This window comes from Mesorhizobium sp. M0998, assembly GCF_040318885.1.
In the GTDB taxonomy this organism is placed as follows: domain Bacteria; phylum Pseudomonadota; class Alphaproteobacteria; order Rhizobiales; family Rhizobiaceae; genus Mesorhizobium.
Genome location: NZ_JAMYND010000013.1, coordinates 121,779 through 141,405, shown reverse-complemented (window position 1 = coordinate 141,405; position 19,627 = coordinate 121,779). Strand labels below are relative to the sequence as shown.

Sequence of the window (19,627 nt, the reverse complement as noted above, 5' to 3'; positions counted from 1 at the left end):
GGCCCAAATCCTTAGCCGTCAAATCGAGCGTTCCTCCAGCAAGCCGTGGGCGATGTAGAAATCCTGCAGCCCGGCCAGCGCCGGATGCGCCAGTGCCCGGCGAAGATAGTCGCGGATGCGCGGCAGATGCTTCAGATAATAAGGCTTGCCGTCGCGTTTTTCGAGCCGCACGAAGATGCCGAGGATCTTGGAATTGCGCTGTGCGGCCATGATTGCATAGGTTTCGCGGAATTCGTTCTCATCGAAGGCACCGGCAGCACGTCGCGCGGCGATGTAGGCGGCGAGCGTGTGCTTTTCGATTTCAGGTGAGATGGTGACGCGCGCGTCCATGGCGAGCGAGGCGACGTCGTAGGCTGACGGACCGATCAGCGCATCCTGGACATCGACGACGCCGAGGCGGTCGTGACCGAAACGGTCAGCGCGCCAGATCAGGTTGGGCGAATGAAAGTCGCGCAGCATCAGCGTGTATTCGCGCCCCTCCAGCCGATCGAGCACCGCACTCCATTCGCTGCGGTAACCGGCGCGCAGCGCCTCTCTAGGCGGAGCGCCTGATATCGCCGGGACATACCAATCGACCAGCAATTCGGCCTCGATCATTATGGCGTCGCGGTCGAAAGGCGGCACGTCGTGGAAGACGCCGGGGCCGGCCTGCATGCGGGCCGGCCATGTTTTGCCGTGCATCATGGCAAGCAGTTCGGCCGCCGCCGCATAACGCGCGGCCACCGGCTGGCCGCGCTTGTCGAGGAAGCCTTGGGAACCGAGATGCTCCAGCAGAAGAAAACCCTGCTCGAGATCCTGGGCATGGATTTCCGGGACGCTGACGCCGCCGGCCCGCAAGGCCCGGTCGATGGCGACGAACGCCGAAACGGATTGCGCGGTGTGAGCGATCTCGGCATAGGGTTTGCCGTCGCGGACTGGCGGTCCGAGCACCAGCCTTGGCGAGTTCATCAGCACGCGCGGCGGAAATCCGGCGAGCGTGACGATCTCGTAGGAGCGAGCCGAGGCATCACCGATGAAATATCGTCGCTGCGCTTCGCCCCAACCGGCCTGCCCGAGAAAATCGCGCATTGCCAGCGATCGCGCCGCGCGCTCGAAGGCGGCGCCCTCTCCCGATAGTCTCGCCAGTCGGCCGTCGCCCTGCTGGAGAAGTTCGACCAGCACCGAGGTTTTCGGCAGATATGCCTCTGCCCGCTCCGGCCATTCGACCAGCGCGGCGCCTTGCGTCAGCGCCTCGTCGAAGCCCAGCTCGTCCAGCTCGGATGCCGTGCCCAAGCGGTAGAGATCGAAATGATGAACCGGCACACGCGTGTCGTAGCTCTGGACCAGCGTGAAGGTCGGGCTCGGCACGTCGAGCCCGGCATCGTCGGCCAGTGCCCTGATCAGCGCCCGTGCCAAGGTCGATTTGCCGGCGCCGAGATCGCCCTTGAGGGCGAGCACGTCGCCAATGCGCAACGACATGGCGAGATCCTCGCCGAACCTTGCCGTCGCAGCCTCGTCGGCGAGAAAACGCTCCAGCACCAATACCGCCATCGAACGCGCTACTCGGCCGCCGCGCGGATGCCGGACGGCGTGTCGGGAAAGGCGCAAACAACCGTGGTGCCCTTATCCCTGCCGGTCTCGATGCGGACGCTGCCGCCATGCAGTTCGACAAAGCTCTTGACGATCGACAGGCCGAGCCCGGCGCCACGGCGGCGGCCGCCATTGGTGCGCGGCTCGAAGCGCCGGAACACTGAGTCAAGCAGGTCCGGCGGCATGCCGGGGCCGTCATCGTGAACGGAAAATTCCACGCCGTCGGCAAGTTGGCGGCAGGCGAGCGTTATGGTGCTCGCCTCCGGCGCGTAATTGGCGGCATTGCTGAGCAGATTGTAGAGGATCTGGCGGACGCGGATCTCGTCGCCGTGGAAGGTTTTCGGCGCGGCCGCCGCGTCGATCCTGAGCTTGATCGCATGTTCCTCCAGCCGGTCGGCGACCAGTTCGGCGGCAGCCGTAATGGTTCGATCGATGTGAACTTCGGAAATGTCGAGTTCCATGATGCCGGCATCCACCGTCGCCAGGTCGAGGATGTCGTTGACGATGGTGAGCAGGACCGAGGAGGACGAGCCGACATGCCCGATATATTCGCGTTGCTTCTGGTTCAGCGGACCAGTCGACGGCAGTGAAAGAAGCTCGGTAAAGCCGATGATGTTGGTGAGTGGCGAGCGCAGCTCATAGGAGACGTGCTGCACGAATTCGTTCTTGATCTGGTCGGACTTTTGCAGCGCCTCATTCTTGTCCTTCAGCGCCCGCTCGACATTAACGCTGTCGGTAACGTCGACGAAGGTCATCATCACCTGGCCGTTGGGCAAAGGGATGACGGCGTAGCGCAAAACGGTGCCGTTATTCAATTCGGTGTGGCCGTGGCGGTCGCGGCGCTCGTCGTCGAAGCCGGTGATGGCGGCAACGAACCCGCCCCACGGACTGTCGACGGCACGGCGGTCGCAAAGGTCGCGGATCGTCGAGACATGGACGTTGGGTTTTGAGGCATCGGCATCCAGCCCCCACAATGCCGCGAACGCCGGGTTCGACAATCTCAGCCTGCCGTCGGGGCCGAACACAGCGACGCCTTCGGCGAGGTTGTCGAGCGTCTCGCCCTGGACCCGGACGGCGGTCTGGTAGCGGCTTTCAAGGTCCATCTTCTCGGTCAGGTTCTCGAACACCCAGGTGACGCCCCCCTTGGGCTGCGGATTGGCGACGACGCGAATGGTCTTGCCGTCCGGCAGATGCCACCAATGCTCCTGCGATTCAACCGCGCGGTAAGCGCCGAGCAGGCTCTCTTTCCAGCGCCGCCATTCGGGCTGCTCGGCGATCTTGCCTTCGCTGCGCAGGCGGTCGAGCAGCAAGGCGTTGTCCGGCGCGCTGTGCAGGAAGCCGCTGTCGAGGCCCCATAGCTTCTGGAACGCCTGATTGAAAAACCGCAATTTCTCGTCGGTGTCGAAAATAGCCACGGCGGTGTTGAGCTGATCGAGCGTGTCGGCGTGGCTCTGCATGGTCCGCTCGTATTCGGCGCGAATGGCCTCGATAGCGCTGATGTCGCAGGCAAGACCAGCCGAACCATCCGCCCCGGCAAAATCGGTCACGGCAAACATACGGCGGTCGCCTTCGATGACCGTGGAGAGCGTCTGTTCAAAGACCGCGCGCGACTTGTGCTGCGCAGCGATCGTGTCGCGCGCCTGGCCGCCGAGGAATTCCTTGCCATCGCGGACCGCCGCTTCGGCATTCTCGGCCTCGACCGCTTCGGCATAGGCGCGGTTGACCCATTTCAGCCGCCCGTCGACAGTACGCAGCCATGACGGCATCTTGAGCGCATCCAGAAGACCGATCAGCGTCTCATGGTCGGCAGCTAAGCGCTGGTTCTCGATCTTCAGCCTGGCCTGGCTTCGCTGTGTCTCCGAAAGCGAGACGAAGCGAACCAGCACATGCGCCGCACTCTTGCGGCCGTGAACCTCGAGCGGCTGGCCGGCCTGCGATTCGATGACCAGATCGAACGGCTTTGCCTTGTCCCGCAGTGCCGCGACGGCATGTTCGAGTGCGGCCGCCGAACGCGGCATCAGCCAGCGGCCGAAAGCCAGGAAGGCCGCCCGGTCCTCCGGCGCGCCGCTCTCGATCGGCAATGTCCCGACAAGCTCGGGCTTCTTGTTCTCGGCCGCCCATACCACCACGCGCTGATCGCGGGAATGGAGCAGCGCCTCCGAGCGCTGCAGCGCGGCATTGACGTCGGCGATACGGGTCCTGAGCTCGGCATTTTCCGCCGCGGTGCGCGCCCGTTCGCGGATCAGAAAGATGGCCGACAGCAATGCCGCCCCCATGACGCCGACGAACATGGCGAGTTGCATGACCTCGACCGTGCTGACCGACAGCCCGGCCTTTTGCGCCACGCGGGTTTGGGCATGTGCAGTAAAGCCAAGCAGCGGACCAACCAGCGCGGAAGAAGCAAGCAGCACCCCGACACGGCTGCCGGCGCGCCATAGAAGGCTGCCGCCTCTGGCAGCGGAGCCCGTGATCGAATCGTTATGGCCGCCGGAAACGGCCTGTCCCGCGCAAGGCGGGTTATCCCCCGGCATGTCTTGGTCCTCTTCGCCGCCTGAATGCAAGACCGCCCTGATGCGTGCGCCCGGGCCTCGTCCCCGGACCGCGAATCAGCACCATAGCGCTTGCGCGAATCGGCGTGAAGAATCAATCAGCGCAAAAATAAAGCCGGGCGAAAAGTCAATCGCCCGGCTTCAATATCTAGTGGCAAGTTTCGCCGTGGCTAATAGCGGTAGTGTTCCGGCTTGAACGGTCCGTGCGGAGTGACGCCGATATAGGCGGCCTGTTCGCCGGACAGTTCGGTCAAGCGGGCACCGAGCTTGTCGAGATGCAGGCGCGCGACCTTTTCGTCGAGATGCTTCGGCAGGACGTAGACCTGGTTCTCGTACTGGCCGGGCTTGGTGTACAGCTCGATCTGGGCCAACACCTGGTTGGTGAAGGACGCCGACATGACGAAGCTCGGGTGGCCGGTAGCGTTGCCGAGGTTGAGCAGGCGGCCTTCCGACAAAAGGATCATCCGCTTGCCGTCCGGGAAGGTGATCATATCCACCTGAGGCTTGATGTTGGTCCATTTCAGGTTGCGCAGCGAGGCCACCTGGATCTCGTTGTCGAAGTGACCGATGTTGCCGACGATCACCATGTCCTTCATCAGGCGCATGTGGTCGAGGGTAACGACGTCCTTGTTGCCGGTGGTGGTGATGACGATGTCGGCCGTCGGCGCCGCGTCTTCGAGCGTGACCACCTCGAAACCGTCCATCGCCGCCTGCAGCGCGCAGATCGGATCGACCTCGGTGACCTTGACGCGGGCGCCGGCGCCCTTGAGCGAAGCCGACGAGCCCTTGCCGACGTCGCCATAGCCGCAGACAACCGCGACCTTGCCAGCCATCATCGTGTCGGTGCCGCGGCGAATGCCGTCGACAAGCGATTCCTTGCAGCCATATTTGTTGTCGAATTTCGACTTGGTGACGGAATCATTGACGTTGATCGCCGGGAACGGCAGCAGGCCTTTTTTCTGCAACTGATAGAGCCGGTTGACGCCGGTCGTCGTCTCTTCGGTGACGCCGCGGATCGCTTCCTTCTGCTTGGTGAAGAAGCCGGGCGATGCCTGCATGCGCTTCTTGATCTGGGCAAACAGGATCTCTTCCTCTTCGCTGCCCGGATTGGACAGCACATCCTCGCCGGCCTCGGCGCGGGCGCCGATCAGGATGTACATGGTGGCATCGCCACCGTCATCGAGGATCATGTTGGAGGTGCCGCCATCGGCCCACTGGAAGATCTTGTCGGTGTAGACCCAATAATCCTCCAGCGTCTCGCCCTTGACGGCAAACACCGGAATTCCGGCCTCGGCAATGGCCGCGGCAGCGTGGTCCTGGGTCGAGAAGATATTGCAGGAAGCCCAGCGGATGTCGGCGCCGAGCGCTTTCAGCGTTTCGATCAGCACCGCCGTCTGGATGGTCATGTGCAGCGAACCGGTGATGCGCGCGCCCTTGAGCGGCTTCTTGTCGCCGAATTCCTCGCGGCAGGCCATCAGGCCGGGCATTTCGGTTTCGGCGATCTCGATCTCCTTGCGGCCCCAGCCGGCAAGCGCGATGTCAGCGACCACATAGTCCTTGCTACCCGTCATGGCAGTGCTCCGATGCGAATTGATTGCGGGACGCGCCCGCCCCGAAGGCATTTCGGAGGGCGCGAGTTGCCGGCCTGACTAGCAGATCGGGAGTGGGACGACAATGGGATATAAAGAAATCTTTATCCGTGCATGTCTTCAGCGGCGGCGGCCATGAGAGCGCGCAGAAGGGGTGCTGTCCAAGGTGGCCGTCCCTCAGACCTCAAATCGGCAACACTTTCAAAGCCGGAAACAAAAACCCGCCTCGGCGGGCGGGTCTTCGGGGCCAATTGGCACCATAGCGAAATTAGTAGCATAGCTGCCGGCACAAAGCAAGAACAAAATACGCGACGGTCGCGCAAAAATGCGATTTCCTTCACCGCCGCAAGGTTGCGCCCGAACATGCCGTAGCAGGTGCCGTCGGCGAAGCCGTCAGCACTCCTCGCCGAAACGGGAAGCAACCAGTTGCTCCAGCGCATCGATGACCTCTTCGGCCTCCGGGCCGGTGGCGGTGACGCGTATCGAATAACCGGGGCTCGCCGCCAGCATCATCAGGCCCATGATCGAGGTGCCGCCGACCTTGACGCCGTCCTTCTCGACCTGGACCGTGGCGTTGAAGCCGCTGGCGATTTGAACGAACTTGGCCGAGGCGCGCGCATGCAGGCCGCGCTGGTTGACGATTGGAAAGTCGCGAACGATCTTGTCCTTTTCCGGCAACAGCGCGCTCATTTGCTGCTCAGGAGTTGACTGGCGACATTGATGTATTTGCGGCCGGCAGCCTGCGCCTCATCCAGCGCGGCCGTCATGTTGTCGCCCTTGCGAACGCTGGACAGCTTGATCAGCATCGGCAGGTTCATGCCGGCAATGACCTCGATACGCCCGGATTCCATCACGGAAATGGCGAGGTTAGAGGGCGTGCCGCCGAACATGTCGGTCAAAACGATGACGCCTGATCCCGTATCGACGCGGCCGACTGCCTCGATAATGTCGCGGCGGCGCTGTTCCATATCGTCGTCGGCACCGATCGCCACGGTCTCGAAATTGTCTTGTGGCCCAACGACATGTTCCACGGCATTGCGGAACTCGGCGGCCAGTTGACCGTGCGTTACAAGCACGAGTCCGATCATTCTTTGGTGGCTCCCGTCATCGCCGCTTCACAGGCGCATTTTATGCTCGCCGACCGTTCCAGGTGGCGGGAGCGCTATCTTGTCGACGCAAGGCCCGTTGACAAGCCCAAAATTGCGCCGGCCCAAGCCAATTTGACGCATTGCAGCAAAAAATCGAAATCGGATCACAGGAAAGGCGCAATCGACAGGCGCGACATCACTGCCGGCAAGGCCGCCGCTACATTGCGCCCGGCAAGATCGATGCGCGGCACTGCTACGCCGACAACGAGTTCGCAGCAGTCTTCCTGGAAGCGGGCCATTTTGCCGGCTGGCACCAGCCGGATAATGAGGTCGATCACGCAGCTTGGCTCGAACCGTATCGGTTTGGGGCCGAATCCCGGGACCTCGACGAGGCCGGCTATGCTGGCTGGTGCGCGGCAGACCAGCCGCCCGTCGCAATCTGCAGCATAGAGCTGGTCATCGCCGATCAGCCGGGAAAACAGCCCACGCTGGCTGCAATGATCGATCAAGGCGAGCCCCAGCGTCGTCTTGCCCAAGCCGGACGGTCCGGTGATGAGAATGCCGCGATCACCTATCAGGATCGCGGTGCCGTGAATATTTTCAGGCTGCACAATAGGACCAGGCGTGATTGGAATTCATCCGTCAGCCTTCCGCCGGCAGCGTCACCACGAAGCGCGCGCCCTTGATCTCGCCAGGCTTGGTGCCCGGGATGTTCTCGGCGCTCAGCGTGCCGCCATGGGCTTCAACGATCTGCCTGGATATCGACAGGCCAAGGCCCGAGTTCTGACCGAACGCCTCGCCGGCCGGCCGATCGGTATAGAACCGCTCGAAAATGCGATCGATGTTATCGGCCCGGATACCGGGTCCATTGTCGTCGATGGTGACGATGTTGAACTTGCCGGCGCGCGCCAGCGATATGGTGATGTGGCCACGTTCCTCGGGAACGAACGAGCGGGCATTCTCGATCAGGTTGGTGATCACCTGGCCGATCCTCAGATCATGACCGACGACGAAGTAGCCTTTCACGCCCTGTGGCAGTTTGGCGACCTTGAATTCGATCTCGACCGCCTTCTTGTTGCGCGTGGCCTCGCGCGAGACGGCGACCAGATCGGTGATGAACTTCTTGAGGTCGACGGTTCCTGCATCTTCCCGCGCCAGCTCGGCATCGAGACGGGAGGCATCGGAAATATCGGTGATGAGACGGTCAAGCCGCCTCACATCGTGCTGGATGATATCCATCAGCCGGCTGCGCGAATTGTCGTTCCTGGCCAGCGGCAATGTCTCCACCGCGCTGCGCAGCGAGGTAAGCGGGTTCTTCAACTCGTGCGAGACATCCGCGGCAAAACTTTCGATCGCCTCGATGCGGGCGTAGAGCGCGTTGGTCATGTCGCGCACGGCGATCGACAGATTGCCGATCTCGTCCTGGCGGTCGGAGAAGTCGGGGATTTCCTCGCGGTTCTTGACGCCGCGGCGAACCCTGACCGCCGCCGCGGAAAGCCGGCGCAGCGGGTTGGCGATGGTGGAGGCCAGCAGCATCGACAGGATGGCGGTAACCAGGGCGGCAATGCCGAACACGCGCAGGATCGCCTTGCGCTCGGCCGCGACGATCTTGTCGATGTCGCCGCCTTCGGTCGACAGCATCAGCACGCCGAGAACGGCACGGAAGCGCTGGATCGGTACCGCCACTGAAACGATCTGCTCGCCCTGCTCCGAGATCCGCACGATCGTCGACGGACTGCCGGTAAGCGCCTTGACCACTTCCGGAAACGCGGCGCCGTTGCCACCTGGCTGCTCGCGATAGACAGGCAGCTGCTTGTTGCGAAAGAAATCAAAGACGAATTTCTGGATGCGCTCCAGAAGGTCCGGCTGCTCCTCTTCGACCGGCGGCAGGTCGTAGCGAAGGATCTGGCCGCGCGAATAGAGATGGCGGGAATCGAGCAGCAGGTTGGCGTCGCGGTCGTAAATGCGGGCGCGTGTGCGCGTCGGCGAGATCAACCGCCTGAGCACCGGCGCCACGCGCTCCGGATTGATCGGAAAATCGAGGTTGTCGAGCTGATCGGAGCCCGGGCCGAGGCTTTCGCCGGCCTGCAACTCGAGCAGCTTCTCCGGATCGATGCTGATCGAATCGGTCTCGACCGTCGCCGAGGCGGCGATCGCGCCGGCGATGATCTCGCCTTGAGTCATCAGGCTCTCGACACGGGCGTCGATCAGCCCGTCACGAAAGGTATTGAGATAGAGAATGCCGGTGACCAGGACGGCAAGGCCGGCAAGGTTGAGAAAGAGAATACGCCGCGTCAGGCTGGAAAAGATGTGATGGCCGAGAAACCGGCGCATCGGCACCGTAATTTTCGACACGAAGGCGGGCAGAATCCGCGGCGGGCGCCTGGCGGCGCCCGACCGTCTCACTCGCTCTACTTGCACTGCCATCGAATAGCAGCTCCCGCTCGACTCAAGCTTCGCGGAACCGATATCCGACTCCGTAAAGGGTTTCGATCATTTCGAAGTCATCATCAACGGCCTTGAACTTTTTGCGCAGCCGCTTGATGTGACTGTCGATGGTGCGGTCATCGACATAGACCTGTTCATCATAAGCCGAATCCATCAGCGCATCACGGCTTTTTACGACCCCCGGACGCTGTGCCAGCGAATGCAGGATGAGGAACTCGGTGACGGTAAGCGTCACCGGCTCGCCCTTCCAGGTGCAGGTGTGGCGCTCCTGGTCCATGACAAGCTGGCCGCGCTCAAGCGACCGGGCCTGCTGGTTGGGCGCCTTGGCCGCCGCCTCGCGGGTGCTGGCGCGGCGCAGCACGGCGCGGACGCGCTCCACCAGAAGACGCTGCGAGAAGGGTTTGCGGATGAAGTCGTCGGCGCCCATCTTGAGGCCGAACAGTTCATCGATCTCATCGTCCTTGGAGGTCAGGAAGATTACTGGCAGGTCGGATTTCTGACGCATCCGGCGCAGCAACTCCATGCCGTCCATGCGCGGCATCTTGATGTCAAGGATGGCGAGGTTCGGCGGGCGCGCCGCCAGTCCCTCCAGCGCCGATGCCCCATCCGTGTAGGTTTCGACCCGATAACCCTCGGATTCGAGGGCGATCGAAACCGAAGTCAGAATGTTGCGATCGTCGTCGACAAGCGCGATTGTTGCCATTTCAAGCGGCTCCCTCATGAGCTGTCCCTTCTTTCGTCGAGAAGGGGCTTTTGCAGGACAAATTAGGTACAAAATGTGGCACAGGCTGTATCCGCTGTCACGCGCGGCATGTCGACGGCCACAATTGTACCTCGATATGGATTGGACGAATGAACGTCGCCAATCCTTTGGGCAACCATCAGTGTTTTTGCACATATAAACGATTTAAACAACTTTCAAAATATTTAAATCGATTAATGATTTGATATCATTCGCCTTTTCTGGTTTTGACGTTTTTAGCTCCTGCAATGGGGGTTCCGGAATTCGCCGGTAAAGACGCGGTAAATCGAAGAAGGGACACCCATGTCGGAAGCCGGCAAACGCAATCCTGCATGTGCAATCGATCGCATCGGCCTGAGAACCACGGGGGTGGTACGCTATAATTTCGGCGCGGCCGCGCTCTACGAGGAGGCAATCCGCCGTGGCGAGGCCCGACTCACCGCGCATGGCGCGCTTGCCGCCGAGACCGGGCAGCACACCGGCCGCTCGCCCAGGGACAAATTCGTGGTGCGCGACGAAAGCACCGCGCCGCATATATGGTGGGACAACAACAAAGCGATTTCGCCGATCCAGTTCGATACGCTGCTTGCCGATTTTCTCGCCCACGCGGCTGGAAAGGACCTTTATGTGCAGGACCTGGTCGGCGGCGCCGACGAGGAACTGAAGCTGCCGACCAGGGTGATCACGGAGCTTGCCTGGCACTCCTTGTTCATCCGCAATCTGCTCATCCGACCGGCCGCCGCCGAACTCGAGCATTTCATGCCCGATTTGACGATCATCGACCTGCCGTCGTTCCGCGCCGATCCCGCCCGCCACGGCACGCGCGGCGAAACGGTGATTGCCGTCGATCTTTCGCACATGATCGTGTTGATCGGCGGTACCTCGTATGCCGGCGAGATGAAGAAGTCGGTGTTCACCGTGCTCAACTACCTGCTGCCGGCAAAGGGTGTGATGCCGATGCACTGCTCGGCCAATGAAGGGCCCGTCGGCGACGCGGCCGTTTTCTTCGGCCTTTCCGGGACCGGCAAGACGACGTTGTCGGCCGACCCGTCGCGCACGCTGGTCGGCGACGACGAGCATGGCTGGGGACCGCACGGCATCTTCAATTTCGAGGGCGGCTGCTATGCCAAGACGATCAAGCTTTCGGCCGAAGCCGAGCCGGAGATCTTCGCCACCACCCAGCGCTTCGGCACGGTGCTGGAGAATGTGGCGCTCGACGCAGGCCGCGTGCCGGATTTCGACGACGGCGGGCTGACCGAAAACACACGCTGCGCCTACCCGCTCCACTTCATCCCCAACGCCAGCAAGACGGGGCGCGCCAGCCATCCGAAGAACATCATCATGCTGACCGCCGACGCATTCGGTGTGATGCCGCCGATCGCGCGGCTGACCCCGGCGCAGGCCATGTACCATTTCCTCTCCGGCTATACCGCCAAGGTGGCGGGGACCGAGAAGGGTGTTACGGAACCCGAAGCGACATTTTCGACATGCTTCGGCGCACCGTTCATGCCGCGGCATCCGTCGGAATATGGCAATCTGCTGCGCGAGCTCATCGCCCGCCACGGCGTCGATTGCTGGCTGGTCAACACCGGCTGGACCGGCGGCGCCTACGGCACCGGCAAGCGAATGCCGATCAAAGCAACGCGGGCGCTGCTTGCGGCGGCGCTCGACGGCTCGCTGAAAGCGGCCGACTTCCGCACCGACGCCAATTTCGGTTTCGACGTTCCCGTGACGGTTGCCGGCGTCGACCGCGCCATTCTCGACCCTAGATCGACTTGGATCGACAAGCCCGCCTACGACCGGCAGGCGGCAAGGCTGGTCGGCATGTTCGTCGACAATTTCGAAAAATTCGAAGCCCATGTCGACGCCACGGTGCTCGGCGCCGCACCACGCATGCAGGTAGCGGCTGAATAGCCGTCGCCCCTGGTGATGCTTCAAGGCCCGGCTTCGATCGGGCCTTTTCTTTTTTCGCCTGCCGCGCCATGAGTGCGGCATGAACGCCGACGACAAGATCATCATTACCGACGATGCGGTGATTAATCCGGGCGACCTGCACGAGGACTTCATCCGTTCGTCCGGCCCGGGCGGCCAGAACGTCAACAAGGTGGCGACGGCAGTGCAATTGCGCTTCGATGCCGCCAATGCGGCTGGCCTGTCGGAGCGGGTGCGCGAACGGACCATCAAGCTTGCCGGCCAGCGCGCCACCAAGGATGGCGTCATCGTCATTGAAGCCGGACGCTTCCGCACCCAGGAGCAGAACCGGGCGGACGCCCGGGCGCGGCTGACGGCACTGGTCGCCAAGGCCGCCGAACCACCACCACCGCCGCGCAAGAAGACCAGGCCGTCCAAAGGCGCGGTCGAAAGACGGCTCAAGAGCAAGGCCGGGCGCGGCTCGATCAAGAAACTGCGCGGCCGGGTCGGGGATGAGTGACAGCCGAAGCGGCTTCGGATCTCAGATCGCCGGTTAAAGCGCGCAGCCACCGTCGGAGGCGGCTTTCGGGTCGCCGTTTTCATTTGACGGTGGCATTCTGATTTCTCCAGACCAACGGATAAGCGACGCGATGCTCGTACTGCCCAAAGGCGTCCGCCATATGCCCGGCTACCTGTCGCGCGCCATGCAGGAAGTGCTGGTGGAAGATATCAGGCAGGTCGTGCAGAACGCGCCGCTGTTCGTGCCGGCGATGCCGCGTACCGGCAAGGAGATGAGCGTGCGCATGACCAATTGCGGTCCGCTGGGCTGGGTCACCGACAAGGAGCACGGCTATCGCTACCAGCCGACCCACCCGGTGACCGGAAGGCCTTGGCCGCCGATCCCGGAGATGCTGCTCGAACTGTGGCGGGATGTATCTGCCTATGCGCACCCGCCGGAAGCCTGCCTGGTCAATTTCTATTCGCAGGATGCCAAGATGGGTCTTCACCAGGACCGCGACGAGAGCGATTTCTCCGCGCCTGTCGTCTCGGTGTCGCTCGGCGACGATTGCCTGTTCCGGGTCGGCCAGACGACGCGCGACGGCGCCACCAAATCGTTCAGGCTGAGGAGCGGCGACGTCGTCGTGCTTGGCGGCGAAGGGCGGCTCTGCTTTCACGGCGTCGATCGTATCTACCCGTCGACCTCGGCATTGCTCAGGAGTGGCGGCCGCATCAATCTGACGCTGCGACGGGTGACGATGCCGAAATAGGCTGTTCGGGTGGCCGGTGGCCCGGGCGGACATAATCGTCGCGCAGATAGATGCGCTCGGTCTCGTCCTCGATAAGAATGCGGTAGTGCGCCAGGATGGCGTCAAAGCCAAAACGCCCCATCAGTTGGCTTGTCCACATCGTGTTGTTTTTCTTGAAGACGACGATATCCGGGCGCAGACGCACGAACTCTTCGCGTTTGCTTTCGACGTAGCGCGCCATGATGGCTCGGTAACGCATGGCTTCGGCGGTGTCACCCGAGAGAGATGCCTGCCGGGACAGGGAAAGTGCGAACGCTCCAAGCCAATCGCTGACGTGGGTCGAAACGAACTGCCCATCGATCATACGGTTCAACGGATGTCCCGAGGAAATATCCGAACTGACCAACGCTACGGTCGGCCGATCGGTGGCGGCGCGAATTGCGGCAACCAGCGCCGGCCCTGGTTTCTGGGTGCTCCAGTACGGCAAGAAAGCGATTGCCACCGCCGCCAATGCCCAAGCTCGCGAAGGAGCCGTCACGAACGTCAACAGCTTCGACGGCTGCTGCACGATCCTGGGCAGTGCCAACAGGCAGAAAATGGCTGCCACAGCGCAAAAGATCGCGGGATAGGCATGATAAGACCAGCCTTTGGCCTGGTAGAACAGGGGAAACATGCCGGCGATCGATGCCGCCAACGCTACCGCCGCCAGCTCTGGAAATCGCTTGGCAGGCCACAGCCACCAGATCAGGAAGACAAGGAAACACCACGAGAAACCGTAGCCGATCACAATCGGCCAAAAGATGCCGATCTTTGCATAAACGTCCGCCAAGAGGGGATAGATGTCGCGCACGAATTCCGGATGGATCAGCGTGACGGTGCCGAGATAGACAACGCAGATGCCGCCAATGACCCAGTGTTCCAGGGCGAAGATCGATTTCAGACTGCGCCGGCGCACTGCAACGACCAGCGCCGGCGCCAACACCATGATCGCATAGTAGGGCTTGACCAGCAGCAGAATGCTGCCCGACAGGCCGGCGAGTACGGCGAGCCCGGGGTCTGGTTGGGCAGCTGCATCTCTGCGCGCGCGCCAGGCATGAAGCGCAAGCAGCGGCATGAAAAGTGCCATGCCGATATGCTCCCGCTCGCTGAAGGCATTTCCGGGGAAGACCACCAACATTGCGCAAAACGCTGGCCCCAGTGCAAACAATGATGCAGTTTCGGTGAAACCCGCACGCTTGACGATCACGCCCGAGAGCGAAAGTCCGATAAGCACGGCAAGGTATGTCCAGGCCTCAACCAGGATTTCCGGGGCGGTGCCCAGCAATCTGGCCGCAGCCACTGGCGGCAGATAGAGCCAGACGCTGAATGGGGGATTGGTCTCGTAGATTTGCGAGTAAAGCCGCTCACCGGACAGCATACGCTCGCAGACCGTGATCAGCCAGCTAGTGTCGGGAACAGTCCCCCAACGTCGCTGCCAGAAGATCGAGAAGACGGTGACTGCGGCAATGGCCAGGACATTGCGGCTAGGAAGCAGCGACGCCGCAATATCCCGGTCGCGCCAGCGGCTCAAGCCGCCAACGTCGTTCGAGACGCTCATGCTGTTGCACCGAGGCTCTCGAGATCGAGCCATATGTCGTCCAGTGGAGCGATTGGATCCAGCCGTGTCATGGGTTTCCGGGGGCTCCTGCTCAATCGGTTTGGAGCGGCGCAGGCGCCGTGTAACGCAGATAGACAGTGATTTCCGGCTCGGCGTGCAGCAGACGATAGCCGGCCAAGGCGACCTGGATCCGCTTGTCCTGCAGCATCAGGGCAGTCCACGCCGGCGAGCCTGACAGCACGATATCGGGCTTCTTCGCTGATATCTCGGCGGCGTTTTCGCCGATCACCCGATCGCGGATGCTTTCAAGTTCCGGTCTCCGTTCGAGATCGCCGGTGACGCGGGCGAGCGTGTCCGCGTTGGAGACCGCCCAGGCGCTCGGATGGCGTGATATGAACCTGCCGCCGACCAGCCTGGCGAGGGGATGGGCAACCTGCATCTGGTCGGCAATCGACATGATGGCCGGGGTTTCGACCGTTGCGCGGATCGCGGCGACAGACCGGGCGATCGGGCCGTTATCCGTCGTCAGCGCCGCGTACTGTGCCCTGACCGCTATTTGCAGCACCAGCACGCAGCCGAAGATCAGGGCGGCCTTGCGAACGAAGCCTGCACTGCCGAATGTGCCGAACCGCACAAGCTGGATGCCAAATGCAAGTGTCGCAACAACGACCATCGGCAGCGCGTGATTGGGCCAACCCTTGCCCATGACAATGAAGGCCGGAATGAACCCCAGGGCGGTCAGGAGCGGAACCCTGACGTCCCAGTTCGTCTTTCTCAGGCCGCCGGCCGCAAGCACGGTGGCGGCGGCCAGAAGCAGCACCACTTTCGGCCAGTTTGCCAGCATATCGGCGGCAGAGGCCCTCAACGGAAGATAGACCTCCCTGACCAAGGGCAGGACGTCGCTGACGTAAGCGCGGTCGAAGAGCGCGATGGACGCTATATAGGCGGCCACGATCGCAGCGCCCATCAGGTTCTCTGCGACGAAGAGCGGTCTCAGCGACCGCCTTTCAAGCGCAAGACAGAGCGACGGCAACATGAAGGCCAGCACAAAATAGGGCGGCTTGACCATGACCACGACCGCCGCGCAGAGGCCCGCGACCATGTGCTCCAGGCGCGAGCCCGCGCTGAAATCCAGGTTCCGCTGACGTGTGCATTGCAACGCCACCCAAGGCAGAATGGCAATCAATGCGAAGTGCTCGCGTTGGCCGAATTGATCCGGCATGAAACACAGGATCAAAAGCAGGGCCGCGGCTGCCGCCCACAGCGCATGGGGCTGCCGGTATACCGGTTCATCGCGCGCGAGAATGCGGACGGAAACGAAAAGACTGGCCAGGCTCAGGCAAACGATGCCAAGCGTCAGCCAGAATTCCGCACGCATGCCAGTGAGCTTTTCCAGGAGCATGAACGGCATGTAGAGCCAGATCGAGAAAGGGGGGTTGGTCTCCACGATGTCGGTGTTGAGCCGCTCTCCGCCAAGCAGGCGGTCGCAGACGACCAGAAGCCATGACACGTCAACATTGGTCGGAATTGCAACAGTCGATAGCCAGACGGCGTATGTGACGATCAGACTGGCCAGCAGCAACGGAGCACCCGCTACGCCCACAAAGGGCGAGAAGCGGTTCGCGCCGGGCAGCAGTTCACTGAGGGATCGCGCGCTAGAGACCACGAAACACCCAGCGCCCGAGGACGACATAGTTGATGACCGGCACGGCAATGCAGGTGAGCAGGATCGGGATTGCGGCAGGGATGCCGAGCATCTGGGTCAAAAGCCCCGGCAGGGCGATCGCGACGGCGAGGCCGGAAGCGGTGAGCAGGAGGAAGCGGGGCAATTCCATAGCGTGACTGCCGCCCGAGGTGAAGGTGAAATATTTATGCCCGGTGTAGGAGAACAACGCGGCGACGGCGTAGGCCGCAAACGATGTGAGCGCCGCCGGCAAGGCTGCCGTTGCCTGTCCACGCGACAGCAGAAAAGCGCAAACGGCGTAGATCAGCGTCGACGCGATGCCAATCAGCGCAAAGCGCGATAGTCGACGATACGAGCCGGTGCCCATGACGCGGTCAAGCTGCCAATTTCTCGTCGGGGCGAGCGGTTTCGACGGCGCTGTTCTTGCGGAATACCGCCAGCAGCGAAACCCCGAAGGGCAGGTTTGCATTTGGTATGATGCGGCCTTCCGCCGAAAACACTGCCTTCATCGCTGCATTCAGTGGTTTTGGCGGCGTGGCATGGCCGGCTGGCAAGGCCGACTTGCGCAACCTGTCCACCAGTCGTGCCAGCGCCGCTACCGGGAAGAGCGCGGCATTTGTGTAGCTCAGCCGGTCGATCGCGAAACCGGCCCTTTCGATTCGTTCACGCAGCAGATTGCGTGAATAGCGCCGCATATGATGCAGCCCCACATCATGCGTGCTCCACAGCCATTGGTGTGCGGGCACAGTGAGGACGACACTGCCGCCCGGTTTCAGCACTTGGCGGATCGCGGCAAGCGACGCCTCGTCTTCGGCGACATGCTCCAGCACGTCGAACAGGCAGACGAGATCGCAGCTTTGCGGCGCGACAGGAATGTTGTCCGGCAGATGGCCGGCGAGGAAGTCGCGGCCGGTCTTTTCCCAGGCAATCCTGCGCGCGAGATCGCTCATCTCGACTGCCGTCACTGCGCCGAACTGCTCCAGCATCCGGATGTTGCCGCCGGTGCCGGCGCCGATCTCTACGATGCGCGCGTTTTCAGGCAGGCCGATGCTGCGAATGACCGCCTCGGCGATGGCGCGACGCCCGCAGAACCACCAATGCTCGTCTTCGGTGGCGGCCATCTGTCGGTAAGCGTCGATCTCCATCAGCTCATTCCCTCATATTTGCGGCGCACGATATAGATCGGACGCTGCTTGATCTCGGCGTAGACCCTGCCGAGGTATTGTCCGATGATGCCGATGCCGAGTAACTGGATGCCGCCAAGGAAAAGAACACTGACCAGCAGGGAGGCGTAGCCGGGCACATCAACGCCAAAGATCATTGTCTTGGCAACGATCAGCAGGCCGTAGAGGAACGACAGCGCGGAAATCGTCGCGCCGACATAGGTCCAGATTTCAAGCGGAGCGGTGGAGAAGCTGGTGATGCCTTCGAGCGCGAAGTTCCACAGCTTCCAGCCGGAGAATTTCGACTGGCCGGCGATGCGCTGATCGCGGACATATTCGACGCTTGCGGTACGGAACCCGACCCAGGCGAACAGGCCCTTCATGAAACGACGGCGTTCGGGCAAAGACCGCAGCGCCTGGATGACCTGGCGGTCGATCAAACGGAAGTCGCCGACATCGTGCGGGATCTTCTGCTGCGCGATCCAGTTGTGAACGCGGTAGAACATCGAGGCGGAGCGCTGCTTGAGAAAGCTGTCGCTCGACCGATTGGCTCGCTTGGCCAGAACAACCTCAAAACCCTCGCGCCACTTTTCCACAAGCAGCGGAATGACATGCGGCGGATCCTGCATATCGACATCCATCGGGATCGCTGCATCGGCATCGCAGCTGTCGAGCCCCGCGGTCATCGCGGCTTCCTTGCCGAAATTGCGTGAAAGGTCGATTACGTGGATGCGTGGATCGGTTTGTTGGGCTTCGATCAGCTTTTCGAGCGTCGTATCGCTGCTGCCGTCGTTGACGAAGATGAACTCGAGGGCAACGCCTTTGTCCTTCAGCAGCGCGGTGCTTTCGCATACCGCCTTCAGGAATGGAGCAATTGCGCCTTCCTCATTGTGGACAGGCACGATCAAGGCAATCGTTGCGCCGCCGCTGCCCGGACGTGCGATGCGGTCAGCTGCCGGCCGATCGATGTTTAGGAATGGCGCATTCATTTGTTTGCCGAGCCCGCAGATCAGGCCCGACAATAGAAAGACTGGGTTAAGATGACTTTAAGGAATGTCCCGGGATTTCACAGTTTCCTGAGCGCCACTTCCTCGACCAGATGGTTGGCGCCCTTGCGCAGGATGAGATCGGCTCGGGCGCGGGTCGGCAATATATTCTCGCGCAGATTCTTCAGGTTGATGTTGGTCCACAGGCCCTCGGCGATGGCGCGGGCCGCATCCTCGGAAAGTTGCGAATAGCGGTGAAAGAAGGAGGCCGGGTCGCGGAAGGCGGTTTCGCGCAACCGCATGAAGCGGGCGATATACCAGTGATGGATCAGCGCCTCCTCGGCATCGATGTAGATGGCAAAGTCGAAGAAATCCGACAGGAAAGGCACGATCTTGCCGTCCTTCGGCAGCTTGCCCGGCTGCAGGACATTAATGCCTTCGAAGATCAGGATGTCGGGCCGGTCGATGGTCTGGAACGCGCCCGGAATGACGTCATAGGTCAGGTGCGAATAGACCGGCGCGCGGACGTTGCGCTGCGCCGATTTGATGCCGGACAGGAAGCGCAGCAGCGCGCCGACGTCGTAGCTGTCCGGAAAGCCCTTGCGCTCCATCAGATTGTTGCGGCGCAGGACTTCGTTCGGCAGCAGGAAACCGTCGGTGGTGACCAGGTCGACCTTGGGACTCGACGGCCAGCGCGCCAGCAGCTCCTTCAGCACGCGCGCCGTGGTCGATTTGCCGACCGCGACGGAACCGGCAATGCCGATGATGAACGGTGTCTTGGCCGCGTCCAGCGCGTTGAAGAAGGCCTGGCGCTGCCTGAACAGGAGTTGACTGGCTTCGACATGAGCTGACAACAGCCGCGACATCGAAAGATAGATGCGCTCGACCTCGTGGAGATCGACCGGATCGTTCAGCGACCGCAGACGACGGACCTCGTCCTCGGTGAGCGTCATCGGCGTATCGGCGCGGAACCGCGACCATTGCTCGGCCGAGAAGAAACGATAGGGTGAATACTTCTCGGTAGGAGCGAGCTGGTCCATCGAGTTCCTCCGCA

General features: G+C 62.1%; 17 protein-coding genes. 3 read left to right on the top strand and 14 right to left on the bottom strand.

Features of this window, described 5'->3' with window-relative positions:
• Window positions 1-18: 18 nt before the first annotated feature.
• From tsaE to NKH59_RS15095, 8 genes are all read right to left on the bottom strand, one after another.
• Window positions 19-1,530, bottom strand: a complete 1,512-nt coding sequence (tsaE, locus tag NKH59_RS15130; protein ID WP_353022269.1) for a tRNA (adenosine(37)-N6)-threonylcarbamoyltransferase complex ATPase subunit type 1 TsaE — start codon at window positions 1,528-1,530, stop codon at window positions 19-21.
• A gap of 8 nt (window positions 1,531-1,538) precedes the next feature.
• The gene (locus NKH59_RS15125) at window positions 1,539-4,100 is read right to left on the bottom strand and encodes a sensor histidine kinase (protein WP_353022267.1); all 2,562 of its coding nucleotides are present in this window, start codon (window positions 4,098-4,100) and stop codon (window positions 1,539-1,541) included.
• A 188-nt stretch (window positions 4,101-4,288) separates the two neighbouring features.
• A complete protein-coding gene (ahcY, locus tag NKH59_RS15120) occupies window positions 4,289-5,689 on the bottom strand; it encodes an adenosylhomocysteinase (protein WP_352832573.1) in 1,401 nt (466 codons plus the stop codon).
• A 411-nt stretch (window positions 5,690-6,100) separates the two neighbouring features.
• The gene (locus NKH59_RS15115; protein WP_023677551.1) at window positions 6,101-6,397 is read right to left on the bottom strand and encodes an HPr family phosphocarrier protein; all 297 of its coding nucleotides are present in this window, start codon (window positions 6,395-6,397) and stop codon (window positions 6,101-6,103) included.
• On the bottom strand, window positions 6,394-6,795 hold the full coding sequence (locus NKH59_RS15110) for a PTS sugar transporter subunit IIA (protein ID WP_023677550.1): 402 nt from the start codon (window positions 6,793-6,795) through the stop codon (window positions 6,394-6,396). Before NKH59_RS15110 ends, NKH59_RS15115 begins: the two co-directional genes overlap by 4 nt.
• A gap of 164 nt (window positions 6,796-6,959) precedes the next feature.
• The gene (locus tag NKH59_RS15105) at window positions 6,960-7,406 is read right to left on the bottom strand and encodes an HPr kinase/phosphorylase (RefSeq protein WP_353022266.1); all 447 of its coding nucleotides are present in this window, start codon (window positions 7,404-7,406) and stop codon (window positions 6,960-6,962) included.
• 31 nt (window positions 7,407-7,437) lie between these two features.
• Window positions 7,438-9,222: a sensor histidine kinase gene (locus NKH59_RS15100; RefSeq protein ID WP_023677548.1), complete on the bottom strand. Its 1,785-nt coding sequence runs from the start codon at window positions 9,220-9,222 to the stop codon at window positions 7,438-7,440.
• A gap of 22 nt (window positions 9,223-9,244) precedes the next feature.
• Window positions 9,245-9,946: a response regulator transcription factor gene (locus tag NKH59_RS15095; RefSeq protein WP_023677547.1), complete on the bottom strand. Its 702-nt coding sequence runs from the start codon at window positions 9,944-9,946 to the stop codon at window positions 9,245-9,247.
• Window positions 9,947-10,288: 342 nt separating this feature from the next.
• Between NKH59_RS15095 and NKH59_RS15090 the strand changes: the two genes are divergently transcribed.
• The 3 genes from NKH59_RS15090 to NKH59_RS15080 all read left to right on the top strand — a co-directional run bounded on the left by NKH59_RS15090 (window position 10,289) and on the right by NKH59_RS15080 (window position 13,164).
• Window positions 10,289-11,899, top strand: coding sequence for a phosphoenolpyruvate carboxykinase (locus NKH59_RS15090; protein ID WP_353022264.1), 1,611 nt, complete (start codon window positions 10,289-10,291; stop codon window positions 11,897-11,899).
• Window positions 11,900-11,978: 79 nt separating this feature from the next.
• Window positions 11,979-12,416 carry an alternative ribosome rescue aminoacyl-tRNA hydrolase ArfB gene (arfB, locus tag NKH59_RS15085; RefSeq protein ID WP_023677545.1) on the top strand — a complete coding sequence of 146 codons (438 nt, stop codon included), beginning with the start codon at window positions 11,979-11,981 and terminating at the stop codon, window positions 12,414-12,416.
• Between the two features lie 130 nt (window positions 12,417-12,546).
• Entirely contained in the window at window positions 12,547-13,164 is a 618-nt protein-coding gene (locus NKH59_RS15080) for an alpha-ketoglutarate-dependent dioxygenase AlkB family protein (protein WP_352454809.1), read from the top strand.
• Here NKH59_RS15080 and NKH59_RS15075 read toward each other — a convergent pair.
• The 6 genes from NKH59_RS15075 to coaA form a co-directional block, all read right to left on the bottom strand.
• Window positions 13,127-14,740, bottom strand: a complete 1,614-nt coding sequence (locus tag NKH59_RS15075) for a hypothetical protein (RefSeq protein WP_352744342.1) — start codon at window positions 14,738-14,740, stop codon at window positions 13,127-13,129. The two genes, NKH59_RS15080 and NKH59_RS15075, sit on opposite strands and share 38 nt — an antisense overlap.
• A 91-nt stretch (window positions 14,741-14,831) precedes the next feature.
• Window positions 14,832-16,322, bottom strand: coding sequence for a hypothetical protein (locus tag NKH59_RS15070; RefSeq protein WP_353022262.1), 1,491 nt, complete (start codon window positions 16,320-16,322; stop codon window positions 14,832-14,834).
• 73 nt (window positions 16,323-16,395) lie between these two features.
• On the bottom strand, window positions 16,396-16,791 hold the full coding sequence (locus tag NKH59_RS15065; RefSeq protein WP_352682232.1) for a GtrA family protein: 396 nt from the start codon (window positions 16,789-16,791) through the stop codon (window positions 16,396-16,398).
• 7 nt (window positions 16,792-16,798) lie between these two features.
• Window positions 16,799-17,569, bottom strand: a complete 771-nt coding sequence (locus NKH59_RS15060) for a class I SAM-dependent methyltransferase (protein WP_353022260.1) — start codon at window positions 17,567-17,569, stop codon at window positions 16,799-16,801.
• Window positions 17,569-18,576: a glycosyltransferase family 2 protein gene (locus NKH59_RS15055; protein ID WP_352682236.1), complete on the bottom strand. Its 1,008-nt coding sequence runs from the start codon at window positions 18,574-18,576 to the stop codon at window positions 17,569-17,571. The genes NKH59_RS15060 and NKH59_RS15055 overlap by 1 nt, the downstream gene beginning before the upstream one ends.
• Before the next feature lie 77 nt (window positions 18,577-18,653).
• Window positions 18,654-19,613, bottom strand: coding sequence for a type I pantothenate kinase (gene coaA / locus NKH59_RS15050; protein WP_254815935.1), 960 nt, complete (start codon window positions 19,611-19,613; stop codon window positions 18,654-18,656).
• Between the last annotated feature and the right edge of the window lie 14 nt (window positions 19,614-19,627).

Bases quoted from the DNA above. Each gene is read 5' to 3' on its own strand.
- arfB (WP_023677545.1), top strand. From the start codon at position 11,979: ATGAACGCCGACGACAAGATCATCATTACCGACGATGCGGTGATTAAT.
- NKH59_RS15090 (WP_353022264.1), top strand. From the start codon at position 10,289: ATGTCGGAAGCCGGCAAACGCAATCCTGCATGTGCAATCGATCGCATC.
- NKH59_RS15055 (WP_352682236.1), bottom strand. From the start codon at position 18,576: ATGAATGCGCCATTCCTAAACATCGATCGGCCGGCAGCTGACCGCATC.
- ahcY (WP_352832573.1), bottom strand. From the start codon at position 5,689: ATGACGGGTAGCAAGGACTATGTGGTCGCTGACATCGCGCTTGCCGGC.
- coaA (WP_254815935.1), bottom strand. From the start codon at position 19,613: ATGGACCAGCTCGCTCCTACCGAGAAGTATTCACCCTATCGTTTCTTC.
- NKH59_RS15125 (WP_353022267.1), bottom strand. From the start codon at position 4,100: ATGCCGGGGGATAACCCGCCTTGCGCGGGACAGGCCGTTTCCGGCGGC.
- NKH59_RS15060 (WP_353022260.1), bottom strand. From the start codon at position 17,569: ATGGAGATCGACGCTTACCGACAGATGGCCGCCACCGAAGACGAGCAT.
- NKH59_RS15115 (WP_023677551.1), bottom strand. From the start codon at position 6,397: ATGAGCGCGCTGTTGCCGGAAAAGGACAAGATCGTTCGCGACTTTCCA.
- tsaE (WP_353022269.1), bottom strand. From the start codon at position 1,530: ATGGCGGTATTGGTGCTGGAGCGTTTTCTCGCCGACGAGGCTGCGACG.
- NKH59_RS15065 (WP_352682232.1), bottom strand. From the start codon at position 16,791: ATGGGCACCGGCTCGTATCGTCGACTATCGCGCTTTGCGCTGATTGGC.
- NKH59_RS15080 (WP_352454809.1), top strand. From the start codon at position 12,547: ATGCTCGTACTGCCCAAAGGCGTCCGCCATATGCCCGGCTACCTGTCG.
- NKH59_RS15095 (WP_023677547.1), bottom strand. From the start codon at position 9,946: ATGGCAACAATCGCGCTTGTCGACGACGATCGCAACATTCTGACTTCG.
- NKH59_RS15075 (WP_352744342.1), bottom strand. From the start codon at position 14,740: ATGAGCGTCTCGAACGACGTTGGCGGCTTGAGCCGCTGGCGCGACCGG.
- NKH59_RS15110 (WP_023677550.1), bottom strand. From the start codon at position 6,795: ATGATCGGACTCGTGCTTGTAACGCACGGTCAACTGGCCGCCGAGTTC.
- NKH59_RS15100 (WP_023677548.1), bottom strand. From the start codon at position 9,222: ATGGCAGTGCAAGTAGAGCGAGTGAGACGGTCGGGCGCCGCCAGGCGC.